Source organism: Vreelandella vilamensis, assembly GCF_031451755.1.
In the GTDB taxonomy this organism is placed as follows: domain Bacteria; phylum Pseudomonadota; class Gammaproteobacteria; order Pseudomonadales; family Halomonadaceae; genus Vreelandella; species Vreelandella vilamensis.
The window spans coordinates 35,787-57,603 of the sequence record NZ_JARWAN010000021.1; the positions used below are offsets into that span (position 1 = coordinate 35,787).

The following is a 21,817-nucleotide window of genomic DNA, read 5'->3' on the forward strand; positions in this document are numbered from 1 at the left end:
GCACGGAGATACCTAATGGCTCACGACCTGCTTGACCGCTTACGCCAACGCTTGGAAGAGCTCAACCGCTCGGAACGCAAGGTCGCCAACGTCATTTTGGCCGACCCCGGCGCCGCCACCAGCTTGAGCATCGCCAGCCTCGCGCAAGCCGCCAGCGTCAGTGAGCCCACCGTTAACCGTTTCTGCCGCAGCTTCAGCGCCAAAGGCTTTCCCGACTTCAAAATCAAACTGGCGCAAAGTCTCGCGGGCGGTACGCCGTATGTCACCCGTGCTGTCGAGCCGAATGACGACGCCAGCCAGTACACACAGAAAATTTTTGGCGCCACTATCGCCGCGCTCGATGATGCACGCCGCGCGGTGGACGCGCAGGCCGTTGAGCGAATGGTCGATTACCTGATTCAAGCCAAGCAGATCCACTTTTTTGGCCTAGGCGCCTCCGGGGCGGTCGCCCAAGACGCCCAGCACAAGTTTTTCCGCTTTAACTTACCGGTGATGGCGTATGTCGATGTTCTCATGCAGCGCATGGTGGCCGCCGCCTGCCACACTGGCGATGTGGTGGTGGTGATCTCCTACACCGGGCGTACCCGAGAACTGGTAGATATCGCCCGGCTAGCGCGCGAATCAGGCGCGGTGGTATTAGGGATCACCGCCCCCGGCTCACCGTTGGCGTTTGAATGCACCGCTACGTTAGACGTTGCCACCCCCGAGGACACCGATCACTACATGCCGATGACCTCGCGAATGATTCAGCTCACGCTGATTGATGCGCTTGCCACCGGCGTTACCCTGCGACGCGGCGAAGATTTTCTGCCGCACCTGAAAAAGATCAAAGACAGCCTGCGCGACACTCGTTTCCCCGCCGAGAAAAAGCCCGATTTATCGTAAAACAAGCGCCGAAGCAAGCGCTATGCGTCGACGGCAGCGGTCACGGTAATTTCCACCTTCAGCTCGTCGGCGGGCATCGGCGCGCACACGCAAGTGCGTGCCGGTGCATAACCTTCGGGCACCCAGGCATCCCAGACGGCATTCATGGCGGCAAAGTCACTGCCGTCTTTCAGGTAAATCGTCGCGGTTAAAAGCTGCTCGCGGCTTGCGCCAATTTCCTTAAGCAACGCCTCCACACGGGCGAGCATGCTGTAGGTTTGCTCGGTAATATCGCCGTGGCGCGCCTCAGGCCCCGCCACTTGGCCGCACAGATAGGCCACGCCGCTGTGGATTACCGCACGGCTCATGCGAGCTTTGGTATCGTGACGCTGGACAGACATAAAAAAACCTCAAAAAAACGTAATGGAATGGAAGCGGCTCATGTTACCCACTCTCTGCGCAATCGGCACGCAAGCCGACTGACTTTCCCGACGTGAAGCGCTATCCTATGCCGCCTGTTTGACCACCGATAAGGGCCGTTTCATGCAGCGTGCCGATTTTGCCTATGAGCTACCCGAAGAGCTGATTGCTCGCTATCCCTCTGAGCAGCGCAGCGACTGCCGCTTGCTGTGCGTGGATGGCCGTGACGGCCACCTGGAGCACCGCCGTTTCCCGGAGTTGCTCGAAATCCTTGAGCCGGGGGATCTTTTGGTGTTCAACGACACCCGCGTGATTCCTGCGCGCCTGCACGGCCAAAAAGCCAGCGGCGGCAAGGTGGAAATGCTTTTGGAGCGACCACTGGATGCGCATCGCGGCCTGGCCCACCTGCGTTCGAGCAAATCCCCCAAGCCGGGCACCGAGCTACTCTTCGAGGGCGGTATCCACGCCGTGGTCGAAGGTCGCCGCGACGCGCTTTTCGAGCTGCGTTTTCTTGGCGACACGCCGATGATTGCGCTGTTAGAAAAGCACGGCCACATGCCGCTGCCGCCGTATATTACTCGCGAAGACGAGCTTAGCGACCGCGAGCGCTATCAGACCGTCTACGCCCGCCGCGATGGCGCCGTGGCAGCCCCCACGGCTGGGCTTCACTTTGATCAACCGCTGCTCGATGCACTGGCGGAAAAAGGCATCGACAGCGCCTTTGTCACCCTGCACGTCGGCGCCGGCACCTTTCAGCCGGTGCGCGCGGACGATATCCGCGAGCATCACATGCACAGCGAGTGGATCGACGTTAGCGAGCCAGCGTGCCAAAAAGTGCGCGCCGCACAACAGGCGGGCAAGCGCGTCGTCGCGGTGGGCACCACCAGCGTGCGCTGCTTGGAGAGCGCCTGCCGAAACAGCCCAGACGGTCAAATCGCCCCGTTCAGCGGCGATACCGATATTTTTATCTACCCTGGCTATCAGTGGCGCTGCGTGGATGCCTTGATCACCAACTTCCACCTGCCCGAATCGACGCTACTAATGTTGGTTTCCGCCTTTGCCGGCTATGAGAACATCATGCACGCTTACCGCGCCGCGGTGAGAGAGCGCTATGCGTTTTTCAGTTACGGCGACGCGATGCTGCTTACGCGCTAATTAACGAGTTATTGTGATGCGAAACGAATGCTTTATGCGCTTTGAGCGCCTGGCCGATGACGGTCGCGCCCGCCGCGGGCGCTTACACTTCCCCCGTGGCACGGTCGAGACGCCGGCATTTATGCCGGTGGGCACCTACGGCACCGTTAAAGGAATGACCCCAGCGGCGGTAGAAGAGATCGGCGCGGAGATCATTCTCGGCAACACCTTCCACCTGTGGCTGCGCCCCGGCACCGAGGTCATCGAAGCCCACGGCGATTTGCACGACTTCGCCCAGTGGCAAAAACCCATCCTGACCGACTCGGGCGGTTTCCAAGTCTTTTCGCTCGGCGCGATGCGCAAAATCACCGAGGAAGGCGTGCATTTTCGCTCCCCCGTCGACGGTGCCAAGGTCTTTATGGGGCCGGAAGAATCCATGGCCGTGCAGCGCGCCCTCGGCTCTGATGTCGTGATGATTTTTGACGAATGCACGCCTTATCCGGCGACGTTCGAAGACGCCGAAAAATCCATGGAACTGTCGCTTCGCTGGGCCAAGCGCTCGCGCGAGGCGCATGGCGACTCGCCGTCGGCGCTGTTCGGTATTATTCAGGGGGGGATGCACCCGGCCCTTCGCGAACGCTCGCTCAAAGGCTTGTTAGATATTGGCTTTGACGGCCTTGCCATTGGCGGACTTTCGGTCGGCGAACCGAAAGAAGAAATGATCAAAACGCTGGATTACCTTCCCACTTGGATGCCCGACGAGACGCCGCGCTACCTCATGGGCGTGGGCAAGCCAGAAGACCTGGTGGAAGGCGTGCGCCGCGGGGTGGATATGTTTGACTGCGTGATGCCAACCCGCAACGCGCGAAACGGCCATCTGTTCACCGCCGAAGGTACGGTTAAAATCCGCAACGCCAAACACCGTTTTGATACCCGCCCGCTTGAACAAGGGTGCGACTGCTATACCTGTCAGCACTTCTCGCGCGGTTACTTACATCACCTTGACCGCTGCAACGAGATGCTCGGCTCGATGCTCAATACCGTGCATAACTTACGCTACTACCAGCGTGTTATGGCGGATTTGCGCGCAGCTATCGAAGCGGGTACATTGACGGCCTTTGTGGAAGGCTTCTACGCTCAGCGCGGTCTACCGGTGCCTCCCGACCCAAATTAATCGCCGCCAGCCGATTGGCTGATGGCGCCATTACCACGTTCCACTCAACCTTGCCCAACAATGCGCAGTTAACTTAGGAGCTTACTCAATGCTGGAATTTTTCATCTCTCCCGCCCACGCCCAAGACGCGGCCGCTGGCGGTGGCATCGCCCAAATCGTGATGCTGGTCGGCTTCGTGGCGATTTTCTACTTCCTGCTGTGGCGCCCGCAATCCAAGCGCGCCAAGCAGCACAAACAGCTCATCAGCAACTTGGAAAAGGGCGATGAAATCGTGATCGGCGGCGGGCTCGTCGGTCGCGTCACCAAGGTCAGCGATGAGTTTTTGAGCATGGAAGTGGCTGACGGCACCGAAGTCAACGTGCAAAAGAACGCCGTTGCCGCCGTGCTGCCCAAGGGCACCATCAAGTCCATCTGAACGCATTTACCCTCCTGCCGGCCAGTGCCTGACGAGCTAGCGTCTGACAAGCTAGCGCCAGCCACCCTGGCAGGAATGCCATCGTCTGAACGTCGGTGAGCTCAAAGATGGTGAACCATGCCGTGTTCGCGCCTGCGACACGGCATTCCGTTTGACGTTGAAGGCAGGGCCTGCATGCTCAACCGTTACCCCCTGTGGAAGTACCTGATAATACTGGTCATTTTGGTGGCTGGTCTGATCTACTCGCTTCCTAACCTATTTCCGGAAGATCCCGCCGTTCAAATCAGCAGCGCGCAAAACGATATCGCCATAACACAACGCGACATCGAGCGTGTGGAAAACACGTTAGCTGACAACAACATCGACGTGAAAGCCGTTGAACAAACGGCAAATCAGTGGTTGATTCGTCTGCAAAATGACGATGATCAGCTACGCGCGCGCGACCTCATTAGCGAAACGCTCGGGAGCGGCATCACTGTTGCGCTTAACCTTGCCGAGGCCACACCGGGTTGGCTGCAAGCCCTCTCCGCGTCACCAATGACGCTCGGGCTCGATCTGCGTGGCGGGGTCCACTTTCTGCTTGAAGTCGATATGGACGCCGCGCTAACACAGCGTTTGGAAGTCAACGCCAGTGCCATGCGCGAGCTTTTGCGCAACGAGCGTATTCGCTATCGCAATACCGAGATTGAGGCGCGCAGCATTTCGCTTGAGTTTATTAACGCTGAAGACCGCGATAGTGCTCGTAGCCTGATCAGCCGCGAATTCCCCGACTTTGACTACCAAAACGAAGGCGAAGGGCGCGGCGCCCGCTTGGAAATGACGCTGACCGATGAATCGGTCAATGAAATTCAAGATTACGCCATCAACCAAAACCTCACCACGCTACGTAACCGCGTCAACGAGTTAGGCGTTGCCGAGCCCCTCGTCCAGCGCCAAGGGCCGAACCAGATCGTGGTGGAGCTCCCCGGCGTGCAGGACACCACGGCGGCTAAGCGTATCGTGGGGGCCACGGCGAACTTGGAATTCCGCCTTGAGGCGCGACCCGATACGCCCGATAACGAAACCGAGAGTCTCCCCTTCCGCAACGAGCCTTCGCGTAGCGCTGAATTGATGCGCGATGTGATTATCACTGGCGACAGTGTCTCCAGTGCCAATCACAGCTTTGACGAAAACGGCCGTGCGCAAGTCAATATTGACCTTGACGGTACCGGTGGCACGCTGATGAACCGCGCCACGCGCACCAATATCGGCCGCAACATGGCGGTGCTGTTTATCGAGCATAAAAGCGAAGAAAGTACCGTCATCGACCCGGAAACCGGTGAAGAAACCACCGTCCGCGAGCCCTATGTGGAGCGAGGTATTATCAGCCTTGCCACGATTCAAAGCGCGCTGAGCAATAGTTTTCGTATTACCGGGCTAGACTCCCCCAATGAAGCCGCTGAGCTTGCGCTACTGCTGCGCTCGGGGTCGCTGGCCGCGCCAATTTACTTTGCGCAAGAGCGCACCATTGGCCCAAGCCTGGGACAAGAAAATATCGAGCGCGGCATCATGTCGGTGCAAATTGGCCTGCTGCTGGTCGTGCTCTTTATGCTGGTGCGCTACAAGGTTTTTGGCGTATTCGCCAATATCGCCCTAGCGTTTAACTTAACGCTACTGGTCGCGGTAATGTCGATGCTTGGCGCCACGCTCACGCTCCCCGGTATTGCCGGCATTGTGCTAACGCTGGGGATGGCCGTGGATGCCAATGTGCTGATTTTTGAGCGCATACGCGAAGAGCTACGCAACGGGCTGTCGATCCAGCAAGCCATTCATGCCGGCTACGAGCGCGCCTTTACCTCCATCGTGGATGCCAACATCACCACGTTTTTGGTGGCGGTGATTCTGTTCTCGATTGGTACCGGGCCGGTCAAAGGCTTTGCCGTGACACTCTCAATCGGCATTTTGACCTCCATGTTCACGGCGCTTTTAGTCACGCGTGCCATGGTCAACCTGACCTACGGCAGCAAACCGGTCAAAAAGCTGTGGATTTAATCCCGCTCAGCTCAGACGTTACGAGGTGGTAATGAAACCAATCACAGACCGGCAAATCGATTTTATGGGGCGACGCATGCTCGCCTTCATCGTGTCCGGCGTATTGCTGTTAATCGCGATTGGCGCCCTGATTTTTCAACAGCTTAATTTAGGCCTGGATTTTACCGGCGGTACGCTCATCGAAGTGCGCTATGGTAGCGCACCATCGCTTGACGCCATTCGCCAATTACTTGAAGAAAAAGGCTTTCGCGATGTCGCCGTACAAACCTTTGGCGCCTCGACCGAAGTACTCATTCGTCTGCAGCAAGCCTTTAGCCCGGAAGTAGGCGAGCAAGTCGTCAGCCTATTGCGCGATCAGGGCACCAACGTTGAACTGGTGCGGGCTGAGTTTGTGGGCGCCCAAGTGGGCGATCAACTGCGCGATCAAAGCGGCATGGGAATGTTGGTCGCCCTCGGCGTGGTGATGCTGTACGTTGCGTTTCGCTTTCAATACAAGTTCGCCATCGGCGCGCTACTTGCGCTGCTGCACGATGTGATTATCGTGATTGGCATATTTGCGCTGTTTCAACTGGATTTCGATCTTACCGTACTGGCGGCGATTCTCGCGGTTATTGGCTACTCGCTTAACGATACCATCGTGGTCTACGACCGTATTCGCGAGCAAATTCGCACCTCGCAGATCGATGACATGCAGCAGATTTTTAACGAAGCGATCAACGCCACGCTGTCACGCACGCTGGCCACATCGGGCACGACGCTCCTGGTGCTCTTGGCTCTGCTGTTTCTCGGTGGTGACATGATCGAGAACTTCGCCATCGCCTTGCTCATTGGTGTTGTGGTGGGGACGTTCTCGTCGATCTATATCTCGGGTGCGCTTTTGCTGCCGTTGAAACTGTCGCGCGAGGACCTCATTCCCTCGCGCAAAGAAATCGACGAAGAGGAGGAAGAGCTACCCTAATCAGGCGTTTCTCTTTACCGCAACAAAACGCTGCATCAACCAAAACGCCCCGCTGGCAGAAATGCCAGCGGGGCGTTTTCATTTGCTAAAACTCACTCTCCGCTCACCCTGAGACTGTCGAAGGGTTCATGGCGAAAGGTGGAAGCGCATTTCGACAAGCTCAATGCGAACGGGGTAAACAAGCTCAATACGAATGGATCAAGCTGACTGCGAGCGAAAAACCCAGCTCCATTTTACAGGTGCGGTGTAAGCTGCTTCATTAACGCCTTGTAAAGGCGCGGGCCGGCCGCCATTAGTTGACCTTCGATTTTGACCACCGGCTGCCCGGTAGGTGTCCCTATCAACGCGCCGGACTCTTTAAGCAGCAAGGTGCCGACGTGCATATCCTGTTCTTCCAGACCCAGCACAAAGCCACTGTCCACGCGCCCGGTCGCCACTTCACAAAGGTCTAACAAGCCGCTACCCGTTGCTACCAAGGTATCAAGCTGTGGGGCTAATTGCTGCATCAGGGTTAAATACGTCGGAAGGTGGCGCTGGCGTAGCTCGGTTTCCGGCAGGCTCATTGCCATCCGGGTGCCGGCCACCGCCGTTGATTTGCTGACACGCATGCGTTTGCCGTTGTACTGAGCGCCGCGACCGCGGCTGGCGATATACTCGTCATCGGCAAATGGCGCGATGATGACCGCATGCTCGGGGCGACCCTTAACCAAGCACACCACCGAAAAGGCAAACCCTTTCCCCGCCACGGCTAAGTTGGAGTAACCGTGTAGCGGCTCAATCTTCCACACAGTCTCCTCACCTTCTCCTTCACCGGCTTTGTGAGCGGTATAGCGGCCAGCTAGGCCGTGATGCGGGTAGCCGCGCTCAAGTTGCTGTACAACGGTGGCTTCAGCCTTGCGCGCCGCTTCGTCGAGCAGGCGGTTAAGATTGGTTTCGTCGTACGCATTTTCAATGCGCTCACGGATGCGGAGAAAATGTTCAATGCCGCTGCGCGCAGCGCGCAGCGTAAATTGGACCATCGGGTTCATGAACGGACCTTGTGTGGAAGATGATGTTAAAGAACGGGGTAAATGACGAGACGGCCTCAGCCACCTCTTGGGGGAGATTATTCTAGCAAAAGCCGACCAAAGTCGCTATGCGCTTTCTATGCCGTCGCTTCGTCATGCTACACTTAGCCGCCGTATTTGACCGCCATCGGGTGCCGAAAAACGCCACGCCGAGGCGATACCTCTTTCTTTTGTAAGCCTTACCGGACTTTTCTATGCTTGAGCGTCTTCGCGTCGTTTTAATTGGCACCAGCCATCCGGGCAATATCGGTGCTGTCGCCCGTGCCATGCACAACATGGGGTTAAGCGAACTTGCGTTGGTCGCACCGCGCTGCGAGGCCATCACCCAAGAGAGCATTTCACGCGCCTCAGGCGCGGATCACCTGCTGCACCAGGCAACGATTTTCCCGACACTCGAAGACGCCGTCGCCGATTGCACGCTTGCCGTGGGCGCTAGCGCGCGGACACGGACATTGCCGTGGCCGATGGTGTCGCCGCGGGAGCTGGCGGCGCGCCTGCCCAGCGAATGCCAGCACGACAACGCCCGCGTGGCGCTAGTGTTTGGCCGCGAGGATAGCGGGCTGACCAACGCCGAGCTACAACGTTGCCATGCCCACGTGCATATTCCCACCAACGCGGATTTTAGCTCGCTAAATCTTGCCGCCGCGGTACAGGTCATCGCTTACGAGTGCCGCCTCGCATGGCTTGAGCACACGCCACCCAACATGCCACGGGAAGAGCTCGACAGCGATCTTGCCTCTCACGAGGACCTAGAGCGCTACTTTGCGCACCTTGAGCAAACGCTGACGGCGATTGAGTTTCACGACCCCGCCAAACCCCGTCAACTGATGGCCCGCCTGCGGCGGCTGTACCTTCGCGCACGCCCCGAGCAGATGGAGCTTAATATTCTGCGTGGCATTCTGAGCGCGACGGAGAAAAAGATAGCGCAGCCAGAAAAAACATCGCTCGGTAAGAAATAATCCGGTCAGAAAGAGTCCGGTCAGAAAAGCAAGCATTGCTCACCCATGAATCACCTGGTGCCGCCATTCAAGCGCTCACGCTTGAATGGCGTCCTTCCTGCCCCCACCATACGTTATTCACTACGATTCGGTATTTAATACCGGGCCAGACCGTTTCACAGGACGCTCTCATGTTCCAACGCCTGCGCGAAGACATTAACAGCGTATTTGACCGCGACCCGGCGGCGCGCAACTTTTTTGAAGTGCTAACCAACTATCCTGGTCTGCACGCGCTGCTACTCCACCGCTTTAACCACTGGTTGTGGCGTAAAAATGCCAAGTGGCTCGCGCGCACGCTGTCGACGTTTTCCCGCTGGCTCACCGGTATTGAGATTCACCCCGGCGCCACCATTGGCCGGCGGTTTTTTATTGACCACGGCATGGGCGTGGTCATTGGTGAAACGGCGATCATCCACGATGATGTCACCCTCTACCACGGCGTGACGCTCGGCGGCACCAGCTGGCATAAAGGCCAGCGCCACCCAACGCTTGAAGATGGTGTCATCGTCGGTGCTGGCGCCAAAATTCTTGGCCCGTTTACCGTCGGCACCGGCGCTAAAATTGGCTCCAACGCGGTAGTGACGAAAGAGGTTCCCGCGGGCGCGACCGTTGTCGGCATCCCGGGCAAAATCGTCAAACGCACCGACCCGGATAGCGAAGAGGCACTGGATATCGACCCGGCGCGACGCGAAGCGATCCGCCAGAAATTCGGCTTTGATGCTTACGGCGTTAGCCAAGACATGCCCGACCCGGTCGCACGCTCCATGCAGGCCATGCTCGATCATATGCACGCGGTGGATGAGCGCATTGAGCGCATGTGTTCGACACTCTCAAGGCTAGATGCGAGCTACCGCGAAGGCCGCTTACCCGAGCTACGCGATGAGGATTTCGCCGAGATTCTCGATGAAGCGGACACCGGTTGCCCCGGCGTCGGCAAGCGCACTACTGACACAAGCACTGACTCAAACACGAGCCCTGACGACGCGACAAACACACCGCCACCGTCGGGCAAAGGTTGACCAAAGCAGTCGGGCTTTCCCATAATGGCAGCACATTTGCCGTAAATACGCTGTATGACAGCGTTGAGGTGCCGCCATGCGTTTGACGACTAAAGGCCGTTACGCCGTTACCGCCATGCTTGATCTGGCGCTCAATGCTGACGTAAGCCCCACGAGCCTAAGCGATATTTCCCAACGCCAAGGGATTTCGCTTTCTTACCTTGAGCAGCTGTTTGCACGGCTACGCCGTGCTGGCTTGGTTAAAAGTGTGCGCGGCCCCGGTGGCGGTTATTTACTCGCCGCGCCCCCTTGTGAAATCAGCGTGTCGCGGGTAATTGACGCCGTTAACGAAACCGTCGACGCCACCCGCTGCCAAGGGCTTTCTGATTGCCAAGAGGGTGACACCTGTTTAACGCACCACTTGTGGTGCGAGCTGTCGGGCCAGATTCGGCAGTTTCTCGACGATGTCACCCTGGAACAGTTGATGCAGCGTGGCGACGTGCGTCAAGTGGCGACGCGCCAACAAGCGCGCGCGGATGCCAATATTTCAACGCTCAACGTAACGTAGCGCGTAACGCAATCCACAACCGTGAACTGAACATGCCCCAGACGACGCCTTCACTGCCGATTTATCTCGATTACGCCGCCACTACACCGGTGGATGAACGCGTGGTCAGCGTTATGCAGCGCTATTTAACCGTGGATCAGCTATTTGCCAACCCAGCGTCGCGCAGCCACATGCTGGGCTGGCAAGCGGAACAGGCAGTCGAGCAAGCGCGGCGGCAGGTGGCTGACAGCATTAATGCCGACCCGCGCGAAATCGTCTGGACCAGCGGTGCCACCGAAGCGGATAACCTCGCACTGACGGGGTTTATGCGTGCGAACCGCGAGCGCGGCATGCACTTGGTCACCTCAACCATCGAGCACAAAGCCGTGGTCGATACCGCGAAAGCGCTTGAGTCTGAGGGCTTTGAGGTAACCTGGCTCCTACCTGGGCGCGATGGCCGCATTCAACCTGACCAGCTGCGTCAGGCGATGCGCGATGACACCGCCTTGGTATCGCTGATGGCGGTGCATAATGAGCTTGGCAGCATCAACGACATTGCCGCTTTGGCGTCCGTGGCACATGAGTTTGGCGCGGCGTTTCACACCGATGCGGCTCAGGCAGTTGGACGCATCGACTTAGACGTGGTCGCTCAGCAGGTTGATTTGATGTCGCTGTCGGGGCACAAAGCCTACGGCCCTAAAGGTGTTGGCGCGCTGTTTGTTAAACGCCACCCGGATATTCGCGTCGAAGCGCTCATTCACGGTGGCGGCCACGAACGCGGCATGCGCTCCGGTACGCTGCCTACGCACCAGATCGCCGGCATGGGCGAAGCCTTTACCCTGATGCGCGAGCACGCCGCCACCGAACAAGCGCACATTAGCGCGCTGAAACAGCATTTCCTTGCCGGGCTAGAAACGCTTGGCGGGGTGTATCTCAATTCACCGCCGGAAAATGCCGTGCCCAATATTCTCAACGTTGCGTTCCACGGCGTGGATGGCGAGGCGCTTTTGATGGCACTGCGTGATATTGCGGTTTCTACCGGATCAGCATGCAACTCAGCAAGCGTTGACCCGTCATATGTATTACTCGGCGTCGGTGTACCGCGTCGACTCGCCCTTGCCTCGCTGCGCTTTAGTTTTGGGCGTTTTACTCGCGAGGCTGACATCGACCATGCACTGCACGTACTTCAACACGCGGTCACCGGCCTGCGCTAATCAGCGAACGATCTTTTAGGAGGTGCCTTATGGCAACGCTCAATATTACCCCCGCTGCCGCCGAGCAGATTCATCATGTACTCGACGAGCGCGGTCAAGGCTTGGGGCTGCGCGTTTCGGTTAAGCCCAGCGGCTGCTCAGGCTACAGCTATGTGCTCGATTTCGCCGACGAAACCCATGAAGGTGACATAAGCTTTGAAGAGCACGGCGTCAAGGTCTTCGTCGACCAACAAGCCCTCGACATGCTCGATGGCAGCGAAGTCGACTACGTCAATGAAGGGCTCAATCGCTACTTTCGATTTAACAACCCCAATATCAAAGATGAATGTGGCTGCGGCGAAAGCTTTACCGTCTAGCCTCCCTGGCCATATTCATTCGTGTTGGGAAGCGCTATAATTGCGACCACTCGGTCCCACGCCGATTTTCTTTTACATTTGCCGCCTTTTCGGGCGGCACTTTCCTTTTCCATATCACGATTACTCAGGAGCCCTTACCATGGCGACCGAACGTACGCTTTCCATTATCAAGCCCGATGCCGTAGCCAAAAACGCGATTGGCGAGATTATTGCCCGTTTTGAAAAGGCTGGCCTTAAGGTCGTGGCCGCCAAAATGCTGCACCTTGACAACGACAAGGCCGGCGGTTTCTATGCCGAGCATAAAGAGCGTCCGTTCTTTAACGACCTGGTTGGCTTTATGACCTCTGGCCCGGTGGTGGTTCAAGTGCTCGAAGGCGAAAACGCCATCGCTAAAAACCGCGAGCTAATGGGCGCGACCAACCCGAAAGACGCCGAGCCCGGCACTATCCGCGCTGACTTTGCCGAGACCATCGACGCCAACGCCGTTCACGGCTCTGACTCGGCGGAAAGCGCTGAGCGCGAAATTAGTTACTTCTTCGGTAACGACGAAATCTGCCCGCGCTAAACGCGCTGGCACGCAGCGCAGGCCTTCCCACGCGTCATTGACCGGTTGGCCTGCGTTGCTTCTTTGTCTGTTGCCGGCCATTTACGCAGGCTCCCCACGCCCGCCTCTTTTCTAAATGCTGACCGCCATGACCACCACCGTTGCCCAACATACGCCCGCCACGCCGTCGGCTTCCGCCACGCCTGAGCGCGAAAACCTGCTAGGCATGTCCCGCGAGCAGATGGAGGCATTTTTTCTCTCCATTGGCGAAAAGAAGTTTCGTGCCAGCCAGGTGATGAAATGGATTCACCTTGAAGGGGTTGATGACTTCTCGGCCATGACCAACCTCTCTAAAGCGCTGCGCGAAAAGCTCGCTCGCGTCGCTGAGGTTCGTGGGCCTGGGGTGGTGTATGAAGGCACGTCCACCGACGGCACGCAAAAATGGGTGCTGGAAGTGGAAGACGGCAGCTACGTGGAAACCGTGCTGATCCCCGCGGATAACGGCAAGCGCCGCACACTGTGTGTGTCGTCTCAAGTTGGCTGCTCGCTGGACTGCAGTTTCTGCTCCACCGGCAAGCAGGGCTTTCAGCGTAACCTGACCGCCGCTGAAATCATCGGCCAGGTATGGGTGGCGCAGCGCAGTGTCGGCCCGCGTCGGGATACCGCCAACCGCCCGGTCACCAACGTGGTCATGATGGGCATGGGCGAACCGCTACTCAATTATGACAACGTCGTGCCGGCGATGAAGCTGATGCTCGACGATGACGGTTACGGGCTTTCCAAGCGCCGGGTGACGCTCTCCACCTCCGGGGTGGTGCCGATGCTCGATAAACTTGGCGATGAACTCGATGTCAGCTTGGCGGTCTCGCTGCACGCCGCCAATGACGAGTTGCGCAACGAACTCGTGCCGCTCAACCGTAAGTACAACATTCGCAGCTTGCTCGATGCCTGCCACCGCTACCTGGCAAAATCCGATGCCAGGCGCAATGTGACCATTGAGTACACACTGATTAAAGACATCAACGATCAACAACGCCACGCCGAAGAGCTGGCCACACTGCTCAATGAGCTGCCCTGCAAGATCAATCTGATTCCGTTTAACCCGTTCCCACATTCAGGCTACGAGAAGCCATCGCGTAACCAGTGCGTGCGCTTTCAGGAATGGCTTTTTGAGCTCGGCTACTCCGCGCCGATTCGCACTACCCGCGGCGATGATATCGACGCTGCCTGCGGCCAGCTAGTAGGACGGGTAAAAGACCGCACCAAGCGCCACGAGCGTTATATCCAATCGATCCAACTCGACGCCGATTAAATATAAGCTTCGCCTTACGCCGTTGGCTTGACTTACGCCCGTCACGGCGCTTTGATGGGACAGGTTTTTTGTAACGCTGCCTTTGAGGATCTCGATGATACGTAGTTGCCGGCCAAATCGCCCGCGAAGGGCACCCATGCTGACTGTACTCGTCAGCACGCTTTGGTTAGCCGGCTGTGCTTCGTTAAATGATGTCCCGTCTGAGAATCAGCCCGAAGCCGCCAACGCTTATACCCAGTTAGGGGTTGCCTATCTAGAGCGCGAGAACTTACCGCGAGCGCTTAACGCGCTAGACCGCGCGCTTGAGATTGACCCAAAGCATCCTGAAGCGCTACAGGCCTTGGCACTGGTTTATCAGCAACAGGGAGATACGGCGCTTGCTGACGAGCACTTTCAAAAAGCGCTCGATGCTGCCCCCGAGTTTACTCAGGCGCGCAACAACTACGCGGCTTTTCTGTATCAACAAACCGATTACGCGCGCGCCTGCGAACAGCTTGCGAGGGCTTCACAAGATGCGCAATATGCACGTCGTGCACAGCTATTTACCAACTTAGGCCAGTGTTACACCGCGCAAGAAAAGATAGACCGCGCGCGCGAAAGCTTCACGCGCGCGCAACAAATTGATCCGCGTCACGCACGCAGTTATTTATTGTTAGCCGAATTAGAGTTTTCACAGGGCAATACTTCCCAAGCCTGGACGTCATTGCAAACGTTTATGCAGTTGGCAGCGCCCAACCGCCAAGCGCTTGAACTGGCGATTGAGATCGCCAATGCGCGCGGTGAGTTTGATATGGCCGCCGATTATCAGCGCCAGCTGGGTCAGTTAGATTAAACGCACCATGTACCCGTGCGTTAGGTTAATGTTTTTACTGCCCTGATCACCCGCTTTTTAATGAAGGATGCTCAGCCATGAGCGACACACACACACAAGAGCCACATGACGAACCACTTACCGCTTCACCGGGAGAACAGCTTAAGCATCAACGCGAAAAGCTCGGATTATCGCTTCAAGAAACCGCTGACGCCTTGCATTTGCGTCCCGCCGTGGTAAATGGACTTGAGCGCGATAACTACGAGGAAATCCCCATTGCCACCTACCGCCGTGGTTACCTACGCGCTTATGCCAAATACCTGGGTATCGATGAAACACCGGTATTAGAGGCTTACCGAGAACGTCATGGGTCGCTAGAAGCGGAGCGCTCTATTGCGCCGGTGTCGGCCACCAAGCCACCCTCACGCATGGCCGCGCTACTGTTTAAGTTAGTGACGTTATTGATTATTGCCGGGCTTATCGCTGTCACGATCATGTGGTGGCAAAGCCGTGGCGGTAGTGCCCCGCCAGGGCTAGAGGACCCCGCACAACGCAACACACAGACTGAAATGGCAACACCCGAAAGCGCTGAGCAAGCACGTTCTGGACAAGACCGCGCTCCCGCTGACGTCAGCGAGCCGGCGCTAAGCGACACATCCCCGGTGGCCGATGCGATAAACGCCGCCCGTGAGCCTGCCGCAACCGAAGCGCCCGCGCCTGAAGAGATGACTGAGGCAACCGTGCCTGAGCAGATTGCGCCTGAGCAGACTGTTCCGGAACAACCACCCGCGACGCCCGCTGATATCACGGATGCTGAGCCCACCACGCTCGCTGACGCGACAACCGCCAACACGGAAGGCAGCGATGGCATGGCGGAAGATAGCGCCGATAGCCCTAGCGCCGCTGGCAACGCACCCAACACGCTTGAACTCACCTTCAACGAACAGTCGTGGACCGAGATTTTTGACGCCAATAACCAGCGCGTGTTTGTTGGCTTACAAGAACCCGGTACCACCGCAAGCGTAGAAGGCGAGCCGCCCTTTCGTTTAACCGTTGGCAATGCCACCGGCGTTGAGCTGCGCTACCAAGGCGACGTCGTCGACCTAGAAGCACGCGCTGGCGCCAACAATGTTGCCCGCTTTACCTTGGAAGAGTGATCCGCCGTATGCACGCCCCTTCTCCGATTAAACGCCGTCTCTCGCGCCAAATACACGTTGGCAACGTCGCGGTCGGCGGTGATGCCCCCATTTCGGTACAGAGCATGACCAATACCGACACCTGTGACGTGGCAGCCACCGTAGCGCAAATTCGTCGCCTGGAAGCCGCCGGTGCCGATATTGTGCGCGTTTCCGTGCCTGACATGGACGCCGCCGAGGCGTTTGGCAAGATCAAGCGCGAAGTGAATGTCCCGCTGGTGGCGGATATTCACTTCGACTACAAAATCGCCTTACGTGTCGCCGATTTGGGTGTTGATTGCCTGCGCATCAACCCCGGCAATATCGGCCGTGAAGACCGTGTGCGCGCCGTGGTGAGCGCCGCCCGTAATAACGGCATTCCGATTCGTATCGGCGTTAACGCCGGCTCGCTTGAAAAAGACCTGCAGAAAAAATACGGCGAGCCCACACCCGCCGCCCTGGTCGAATCCGCCATGCGCCATATCGACCATCTAGAGCGTCTTGATTTCCCCGATTTCAAGGTCAGCGTTAAGGCAAGCGATGTGTTTATGGCCGTGAGCGCCTACCGCGATCTCGCAAGCCGCATTGAACAGCCGCTCCACCTTGGCATCACCGAAGCCGGCGGGTTGCGCTCGGGCACAGTGAAGTCATCGATTGGCCTTGGCATGCTGTTGATGGATGGCATCGGCGACACCATTCGCGTATCGCTCGCCGCCGACCCCGTGGAAGAGATCAAAGTCGGCTTTGATATACTCAAAAGCCTCAAGCTGCGCGCCAAAGGCATCAATTTTATCGCCTGCCCTAGCTGCTCGCGCCAGAACTTCGATGTTATCGACACCATGAACCAACTCGAAGAACGTTTAGAAGACGTGATGACGCCGCTAAACGTGTCCGTGATTGGATGCGTGGTCAACGGCCCCGGCGAAGCCAAAGAGACTGATATCGGCCTTACCGGCGGCTCGCCGGCTAACCTGGTGTATATCGACGGCAAACCCGCGAGCAAACTGCGCAACGACCATTTGGTCGATGACCTTGAGCGTTTGATCCGCGAAAAGGTCGAAGAAAAAGAGCAGCGCGAAAAAGATACGATTGCCCGCAGCGACTGAGTGCGGGCACATCGAACACACGACGCGATCCAACAGACGTACTGAAAAAGCGTACCTAAAAAGGAGCTTTCATTGAGCCAGTCCGCTGCTAAACCTGCGAAGAAAATCCAAGCCATTCGCGGGATGAACGACCTTTTGCCCAGCGAAAGTCCCCGCTGGCAGTTTTTTGAGGCTAAAGTGCGCGCACTCATGTCGCGCTACGGGTTTGACGAGATACGCACCCCGATTGTTGAGCAGACGGCGCTGTTTGCGCGTTCAATTGGCGAAGTGACCGATATCGTCGAAAAAGAAATGTACACTTTCGACGACCGCAACGGTGACAGCCTCACCCTGCGCCCTGAAGGCACGGCAAGCTGTGTACGGGCGGCGATGGAACACGGTCTTTTACACAACCAAACCCAGCGGCTTTGGTATCAAGGGCCGATGTTTCGCCATGAGCGTCCGCAAAAAGGCCGTTACCGCCAGTTTCATCAGGTCGGGGTGGAAACCTACGGCTTTAACGGCCCGGATATCGACGCCGAAGTCATTTTGCTCTCCGCTCGCTTGTGGCAGGAGCTAGGGCTTGCCGAGCATGTGACGCTTGAACTCAACTCACTAGGCTCAAGTGAAGCGCGCGCCGCCTACCGCGACACGCTCGTTGCCTACTTTGAGCAGCACCGCGACGTATTGGATGACGATTCCCAGCGTCGGCTAACCACCAATCCGCTGCGCATTCTGGATTCCAAAAATCCGGCCATGGCCGAGATGCTTGACCGCGCACCGCAGCTAATGGATCACCTTGACGCCGAATCGCGCGAGCATTTCGAGCAGCTGAAAGCAATGCTCGATGCGGCGGGCATTCAATACGTCGTCAACCCGCGCTTGGTACGAGGCTTAGACTACTACAGCCGCACGGTCTTCGAATGGACCACCACCGCACTCGGCAGCCAAGGCACGGTCTGCGCCGGTGGCCGTTACGACGGCTTGGTCGAGCAACTGGGCGGCAAGCCAACGCCTGCGGTGGGCTTTGCCCTTGGCATTGAGCGGCTAATTTTGCTGCTGGAAACCTTAGAGTTGATTCCAGACGAAGCGCTTGGCGGCTGTGATGTGTATCTTGTGCCAATGGATGCCAGCACTGCCGCCTCGGCGTTAACCCTGGCGGAACAGCTCAGAGATGCGCTTCCTGAACTGCGCCTGCAGCTTCACTGCGGCGGTGGCAGTTTCAAAAGCCGGATGAAAAAGGCTGACAAAAGCGGCGCCCCTTATGCCCTGTTACTCGGCGAGGATGAGCAGCAAGCGCAGGCCGTCACGTTGAAATTCCTCCGCGATGAGCGCGAACAAGAACGTGTGCCCCAAACGCAGCTCGCCGCGACACTGACGACATTACTCGGCAAATAACCGACGCGGTAACTAACGCGCATGACCAGAAGGAGGCCGCCCGTGGCGGAGCTGAGAACTGAAGAAGAGCAGCTAGACGCAATTAAGCGCTGGTGGAAAGAAAACGGCACCTCGCTGATTGCCGGCGTAGCCCTTGCGGCGGCGGGTGTGTTTGGCTGGAATGCTTGGCAGGACTATCAAGACAACCAAGCCGAAGCCGCCTCCGTGCGCTATCAGCAGCTGGTGAATATGACAGCGGGCAACGCGCTTGATGACGCCACGCTAAATGAAGCGCGCTCGCTAGTCGGCGATATCACCGATAACCATGCTGACACGCTTTACGCTGAGCTTGCCAAATTGCTTGAGGCGCGCCTTGCCCTGCAACAAGACGACTTAGACGGCGCCAAAGCCGTCCTCGAAAACGTCGTGGAAAGCTCCTCTCGCCGCTACGTGCAAAGCCTTGCCTGGTTGCGCTTGGCGCGCCTTGCCGTGGCAACCGACGCCCCCGAGCAGGCGCTTGCACTGCTTGACGAGCCAATTACCGATGCCCTTGCCGCGCAGCAGGCGAATGTCCGGGGTGATGCGTATTTTGCCCTAGGCCAACCAGGTCAAGCGCGTGAAGCATGGCAGCAGGCACTCTCGATCGCACAAGAACAGAACCAGCCGCTTTACGGCGTGCAGCTTAAGCTGGATGACCTTGGCACTGAGGAGGGGGCACTATGATGACGGTCCGTTTTTCGCAGCATATGCGCCTAACCCTAGGCGCACTCGCGATGACCTTGCTTGCCGGCTGTGCCAGTCAAGGCGAGCCGGTGTATTCCCCTAAAGCGCTCACCTCTTTTGAGCAAACGTCTTCGCTTAACGAAGCGTGGAGCACCCGGGTGGGTAAAGGCTTAGGGCGCGCCCGTTATCCCATCGCCCCGGCCCGCGACGGCGATACTCTCTTTGCCGCCGATATCGAAGGCACTGTGGAGTCGTTTGCTGCTAAGAGTGGTGAGCGCCAATGGCGCGTGGCATTGGACGTCCCTATCTCCAGCGCGCTGACCGCCATTGCCGGCCAGGTATATTTGGGCACGCGCAACGGCGAAGTCTTAGCCCTCGATCAGCGCGACGGTAGCGTTAACTGGCGCGCCCACGTCTCAAGCGAGGTGCTTGCCGCGCCGCAGGCTAACCAGCAGCTATTAATCGTGCAAAGCAGTGATGGGCACGTCACCGCGCTTGACCGCCGCACCGGCGAAGAGCGCTGGGTGTATACCGCCTCCCTGCCGCGATTGACCCTACGCGGTACCGGCACACCGCAAACCATCGACCCCGTTACCTTTGCTGGCTTTGCCAATGGCCGTCTAACCACGCTCGATAACCGCAATGGTCAGCCTTTATGGGAACAACAAGTGGCCATCCCCAGCGGACGCAGTGACGTCGATCGTTTAGTGGATATCACCGGGCAGCCGGTACTAACGCCAGACGGTCGTCTTTTTGTGACCAGTTATAACGGTCGCGTGATGGCGTTGGAAGCCACCCGCGGTGAAGTGCTGTGGGCGCGTGATCTTTCCAGCCGTCACACGCCCGTTCTGGTGGGGGATTTTCTCTTTGTCGCCACCGATGCCAGCCACGTCGTTGCGCTAGATGCCGAAAACGGCCGCGAACTGTGGCGCAACGATGACCTTGAAGGCCGCTGGATCACCGCGCCCGCCTTTGCCGATGGCCGCCTGGTGTTTGGCGATGCCGAAGGCTATGTGCATTTGCTCAACGCGCGCGAGGGCGAGATCGTGGGTCGCACGCGCGTCGATAACTCCGGCATTAGCGTTCGCCCCGTGACCGAAGGCGGCACGATTCATGTTCAGGCCAATAATGGCCGCCTAGAAACGTTGGTAATTTCTCCATGACGCTAGACGATACATCGCAAGACACGGCTTCCGATACACTTTCGAGCACGCCGGTGATTGCGCTAGTCGGCCGCCCCAACGTGGGCAAATCGACTCTGTTTAACCGCTTAACCCGCTCCCGTGATGCGCTGGTGGCTGACTTTCCCGGCCTAACGCGCGACCGTAAATACGGCAACGGTATGCTCGGCGGCAAAGCGTATACGGTGATCGATACCGGCGGCATTAGCGGCGATGAGGAAGGGATCGACGCGGCCATGGCCGAACAGTCACTGGCGGCAATCGATGAAGCCGACATTGTGCTCTTTATGGTCGACGCCCGGGCGGGGCTTAATGTCGCCGATGAAGCAATTGCCAATCACCTGCGCGTTAACCAGAAAAAAACCTGGCTGGTGGTGAACAAAACCGACGGGCTGGAAGAGCACTCGGCCATGGCCGACTTCTGGACGCTCGGCTTGGGCGACCCATGGCCCATTGCCGCCGCGCATGGGCGCAACGTCTCCACGCTGATTGACACCGTGCTGGCGCCTTTCCCTGAGCGCGATGAGAGCATCCCCCCCGACACCGGCACCAAGGGCATTCGCATCGGCGTGATCGGCCGCCCTAACGTGGGCAAGTCAACGCTCGTCAACCGGCTGCTCGGCGAGGAGCGCGTGGTGGTGTTTGACGAAGCCGGCACCACCCGCGACGCTATTGAGATCCCCTTCGAACGGCGCGGCAAGCCCTACGTACTGGTGGATACCGCCGGCGTACGGCGGCGCAAGAACGTCAGCGAGATTGCGGAAAAGTTCTCCATTATCAAGACGCTGGATGCCATCAAAGAGTGCCATGTCGCGATTATGGTACTCGATGCCCGCACCGGGCTCGTTGAGCAAGACCTGCACCTATTGGATTACGTGCTCACCACCGGCCGCGCGCTGGTGCTGGCGGTCAATAAGTGGGACGGCCTTGAGAGCGAAGCCAAAGAAAAAATGCGCACGGACATCAAGCGCCGTTTGGGCTTTGCCGACTATGCCGAGTTGCACTTTATCTCGGCGCTGCACGGCACCGCGGTGGGCGATCTTTACCCCTCGATTGAACGCGCCTTCAACGCCGCCAACGCTCACTGGTCAACCAACCGACTGACTACGCTACTGCAGGATGCCGTGAGCCAACATGCGCCGCCCATGGTCCACGGGCGCCGGATCAAGCTGCGCATGGCGCACCAAGGTGGCAGCAACCCGCCCATTATTGTCGTCCACGGCAACCAAACAGGGTCACTGCCGGAAGCCTACAAACGCTACCTGATCAACACCTTTCGTAAGGTACTCAAAGTGCGTGGCACGCCCATGCGCTTTGAGTTCCGCTCCGGCGATAACCCTTACGACAACATGGCCGGGGCCAGCGACAAAGAGAAAGCCAAAAAGCGCGAGCTTAACCGCACCAAAGAGGCACGCAAAAGCCGTCGCTAAGCC

Annotated in this window: 22 protein-coding genes; 20 read left to right on the forward strand and 2 right to left on the reverse strand. The window is 58.1% G+C overall.

Going from position 1 to position 21,817, the window contains the following annotated elements:
- Positions 1-15 precede the first annotated feature (15 nt).
- Positions 16-885, forward strand: a complete 870-nt coding sequence (locus tag QC823_RS12490) for a MurR/RpiR family transcriptional regulator (RefSeq protein ID WP_309656682.1) — start codon at positions 16-18, stop codon at positions 883-885.
- Positions 886-905: 20 nt separating this feature from the next.
- Here QC823_RS12490 and QC823_RS12495 read toward each other — a convergent pair whose 3' ends face one another.
- Positions 906-1,265, reverse strand: a complete 360-nt coding sequence (locus QC823_RS12495) for a RidA family protein (protein ID WP_309656683.1) — start codon at positions 1,263-1,265, stop codon at positions 906-908.
- A gap of 142 nt (positions 1,266-1,407) precedes the next feature.
- On the opposite strand from QC823_RS12495, the gene queA reads away from it, so the two are divergent.
- From queA to secF, 5 genes are all read left to right on the forward strand, one after another.
- Positions 1,408-2,439 carry a tRNA preQ1(34) S-adenosylmethionine ribosyltransferase-isomerase QueA gene (gene queA / locus QC823_RS12500; RefSeq protein ID WP_309656684.1) on the forward strand — a complete coding sequence of 344 codons (1,032 nt, stop codon included), beginning with the start codon at positions 1,408-1,410 and terminating at the stop codon, positions 2,437-2,439.
- A 34-nt stretch (positions 2,440-2,473) separates the two neighbouring features.
- Positions 2,474-3,592: a tRNA guanosine(34) transglycosylase Tgt gene (gene tgt, locus QC823_RS12505; protein WP_479715093.1), complete on the forward strand. Its 1,119-nt coding sequence runs from the start codon at positions 2,474-2,476 to the stop codon at positions 3,590-3,592.
- An 88-nt stretch (positions 3,593-3,680) separates the two neighbouring features.
- Positions 3,681-4,007 (forward strand): preprotein translocase subunit YajC, encoded by a 327-nt coding sequence (gene yajC / locus QC823_RS12510; RefSeq protein WP_309656686.1) that lies wholly within the window; start codon positions 3,681-3,683, stop codon positions 4,005-4,007.
- Positions 4,008-4,181: 174 nt separating this feature from the next.
- Positions 4,182-6,038 carry a protein translocase subunit SecD gene (gene secD / locus QC823_RS12515; protein WP_309656711.1) on the forward strand — a complete coding sequence of 619 codons (1,857 nt, stop codon included), beginning with the start codon at positions 4,182-4,184 and terminating at the stop codon, positions 6,036-6,038.
- A gap of 31 nt (positions 6,039-6,069) precedes the next feature.
- Complete coding sequence (secF, locus tag QC823_RS12520; RefSeq protein WP_309656687.1) at positions 6,070-6,996, forward strand: protein translocase subunit SecF; 927 nt, start codon at positions 6,070-6,072, stop codon at positions 6,994-6,996.
- Between the two features lie 233 nt (positions 6,997-7,229).
- On the opposite strand, the gene QC823_RS12525 is transcribed toward secF, so the two are convergent.
- Positions 7,230-8,024 carry an inositol monophosphatase family protein gene (locus QC823_RS12525; protein WP_309656688.1) on the reverse strand — a complete coding sequence of 265 codons (795 nt, stop codon included), beginning with the start codon at positions 8,022-8,024 and terminating at the stop codon, positions 7,230-7,232.
- Between the two features lie 233 nt (positions 8,025-8,257).
- Here QC823_RS12525 and trmJ point away from each other — a divergent pair, with 233 nt between their 5' ends.
- From trmJ to der, 14 genes are all read left to right on the forward strand, one after another.
- A complete protein-coding gene (gene trmJ / locus QC823_RS12530; protein ID WP_309656689.1) occupies positions 8,258-9,022 on the forward strand; it encodes a tRNA (cytosine(32)/uridine(32)-2'-O)-methyltransferase TrmJ in 765 nt (254 codons plus the stop codon).
- A gap of 170 nt (positions 9,023-9,192) precedes the next feature.
- A complete protein-coding gene (gene cysE, locus QC823_RS12535) occupies positions 9,193-10,080 on the forward strand; it encodes a serine O-acetyltransferase (protein ID WP_422823655.1) in 888 nt (295 codons plus the stop codon).
- Between the two features lie 76 nt (positions 10,081-10,156).
- Positions 10,157-10,627, forward strand: a complete 471-nt coding sequence (locus QC823_RS12540; protein WP_309656690.1) for a Fe-S cluster assembly transcription factor — start codon at positions 10,157-10,159, stop codon at positions 10,625-10,627.
- 32 nt (positions 10,628-10,659) lie between these two features.
- Positions 10,660-11,820, forward strand: a complete 1,161-nt coding sequence (locus QC823_RS12545) for a cysteine desulfurase family protein (RefSeq protein WP_309656691.1) — start codon at positions 10,660-10,662, stop codon at positions 11,818-11,820.
- A gap of 29 nt (positions 11,821-11,849) precedes the next feature.
- Positions 11,850-12,176: a HesB/IscA family protein gene (locus tag QC823_RS12550; protein WP_309656692.1), complete on the forward strand. Its 327-nt coding sequence runs from the start codon at positions 11,850-11,852 to the stop codon at positions 12,174-12,176.
- 139 nt (positions 12,177-12,315) lie between these two features.
- Positions 12,316-12,741 carry a nucleoside-diphosphate kinase gene (gene ndk, locus QC823_RS12555; protein ID WP_309656693.1) on the forward strand — a complete coding sequence of 142 codons (426 nt, stop codon included), beginning with the start codon at positions 12,316-12,318 and terminating at the stop codon, positions 12,739-12,741.
- Between the two features lie 127 nt (positions 12,742-12,868).
- Positions 12,869-14,032, forward strand: a complete 1,164-nt coding sequence (gene rlmN / locus QC823_RS12560; RefSeq protein ID WP_309656694.1) for a dual-specificity RNA methyltransferase RlmN — start codon at positions 12,869-12,871, stop codon at positions 14,030-14,032.
- Positions 14,033-14,168: 136 nt separating this feature from the next.
- The gene (gene pilW, locus QC823_RS12565) at positions 14,169-14,864 is read left to right on the forward strand and encodes a type IV pilus biogenesis/stability protein PilW (RefSeq protein ID WP_309656695.1); all 696 of its coding nucleotides are present in this window, start codon (positions 14,169-14,171) and stop codon (positions 14,862-14,864) included.
- Between the two features lie 77 nt (positions 14,865-14,941).
- Positions 14,942-16,000: a RodZ domain-containing protein gene (locus QC823_RS12570; protein WP_309656696.1), complete on the forward strand. Its 1,059-nt coding sequence runs from the start codon at positions 14,942-14,944 to the stop codon at positions 15,998-16,000.
- A gap of 8 nt (positions 16,001-16,008) precedes the next feature.
- Positions 16,009-17,124 (forward strand): flavodoxin-dependent (E)-4-hydroxy-3-methylbut-2-enyl-diphosphate synthase, encoded by a 1,116-nt coding sequence (gene ispG / locus QC823_RS12575; RefSeq protein WP_309656697.1) that lies wholly within the window; start codon positions 16,009-16,011, stop codon positions 17,122-17,124.
- A 72-nt stretch (positions 17,125-17,196) separates the two neighbouring features.
- Complete coding sequence (hisS, locus tag QC823_RS12580; protein ID WP_309656698.1) at positions 17,197-18,501, forward strand: histidine--tRNA ligase; 1,305 nt, start codon at positions 17,197-17,199, stop codon at positions 18,499-18,501.
- A 42-nt stretch (positions 18,502-18,543) separates the two neighbouring features.
- Positions 18,544-19,203 (forward strand): YfgM family protein, encoded by a 660-nt coding sequence (locus QC823_RS12585; protein WP_309656699.1) that lies wholly within the window; start codon positions 18,544-18,546, stop codon positions 19,201-19,203.
- On the forward strand, positions 19,200-20,366 hold the full coding sequence (bamB, locus tag QC823_RS12590) for an outer membrane protein assembly factor BamB (protein ID WP_309656700.1): 1,167 nt from the start codon (positions 19,200-19,202) through the stop codon (positions 20,364-20,366). The genes QC823_RS12585 and bamB overlap by 4 nt, the downstream gene beginning before the upstream one ends.
- Positions 20,363-21,814: a ribosome biogenesis GTPase Der gene (der, locus tag QC823_RS12595; protein ID WP_309656701.1), complete on the forward strand. Its 1,452-nt coding sequence runs from the start codon at positions 20,363-20,365 to the stop codon at positions 21,812-21,814. Before bamB ends, der begins: the two co-directional genes overlap by 4 nt.
- Positions 21,815-21,817: the final 3 nt, after the last annotated feature.

What these genes read in the sequence shown, in the direction of transcription:
- QC823_RS12490 (WP_309656682.1), top strand. Translation starts at nt 16, where the DNA reads ATGGCTCACGACCTGCTTGACCGCTTACGCCAACGCTTGGAAGAGCTC.
- QC823_RS12495 (WP_309656683.1), bottom strand. Translation starts at nt 1,265, where the DNA reads ATGTCTGTCCAGCGTCACGATACCAAAGCTCGCATGAGCCGTGCGGTA.
- queA (WP_309656684.1), top strand. Translation starts at nt 1,408, where the DNA reads ATGCAGCGTGCCGATTTTGCCTATGAGCTACCCGAAGAGCTGATTGCT.
- tgt (WP_479715093.1), top strand. Translation starts at nt 2,474, where the DNA reads ATGCGCTTTGAGCGCCTGGCCGATGACGGTCGCGCCCGCCGCGGGCGC.
- yajC (WP_309656686.1), top strand. Translation starts at nt 3,681, where the DNA reads ATGCTGGAATTTTTCATCTCTCCCGCCCACGCCCAAGACGCGGCCGCT.
- secD (WP_309656711.1), top strand. Translation starts at nt 4,182, where the DNA reads ATGCTCAACCGTTACCCCCTGTGGAAGTACCTGATAATACTGGTCATT.
- secF (WP_309656687.1), top strand. Translation starts at nt 6,070, where the DNA reads ATGAAACCAATCACAGACCGGCAAATCGATTTTATGGGGCGACGCATG.
- QC823_RS12525 (WP_309656688.1), bottom strand. Translation starts at nt 8,024, where the DNA reads ATGAACCCGATGGTCCAATTTACGCTGCGCGCTGCGCGCAGCGGCATT.
- trmJ (WP_309656689.1), top strand. Translation starts at nt 8,258, where the DNA reads ATGCTTGAGCGTCTTCGCGTCGTTTTAATTGGCACCAGCCATCCGGGC.
- cysE (WP_422823655.1), top strand. Translation starts at nt 9,193, where the DNA reads ATGTTCCAACGCCTGCGCGAAGACATTAACAGCGTATTTGACCGCGAC.
- QC823_RS12540 (WP_309656690.1), top strand. Translation starts at nt 10,157, where the DNA reads ATGCGTTTGACGACTAAAGGCCGTTACGCCGTTACCGCCATGCTTGAT.
- QC823_RS12545 (WP_309656691.1), top strand. Translation starts at nt 10,660, where the DNA reads ATGCCCCAGACGACGCCTTCACTGCCGATTTATCTCGATTACGCCGCC.
- QC823_RS12550 (WP_309656692.1), top strand. Translation starts at nt 11,850, where the DNA reads ATGGCAACGCTCAATATTACCCCCGCTGCCGCCGAGCAGATTCATCAT.
- ndk (WP_309656693.1), top strand. Translation starts at nt 12,316, where the DNA reads ATGGCGACCGAACGTACGCTTTCCATTATCAAGCCCGATGCCGTAGCC.
- rlmN (WP_309656694.1), top strand. Translation starts at nt 12,869, where the DNA reads ATGACCACCACCGTTGCCCAACATACGCCCGCCACGCCGTCGGCTTCC.
- pilW (WP_309656695.1), top strand. Translation starts at nt 14,169, where the DNA reads ATGCTGACTGTACTCGTCAGCACGCTTTGGTTAGCCGGCTGTGCTTCG.
- QC823_RS12570 (WP_309656696.1), top strand. Translation starts at nt 14,942, where the DNA reads ATGAGCGACACACACACACAAGAGCCACATGACGAACCACTTACCGCT.
- ispG (WP_309656697.1), top strand. Translation starts at nt 16,009, where the DNA reads ATGCACGCCCCTTCTCCGATTAAACGCCGTCTCTCGCGCCAAATACAC.
- bamB (WP_309656700.1), top strand. Translation starts at nt 19,200, where the DNA reads ATGATGACGGTCCGTTTTTCGCAGCATATGCGCCTAACCCTAGGCGCA.
- der (WP_309656701.1), top strand. Translation starts at nt 20,363, where the DNA reads ATGACGCTAGACGATACATCGCAAGACACGGCTTCCGATACACTTTCG.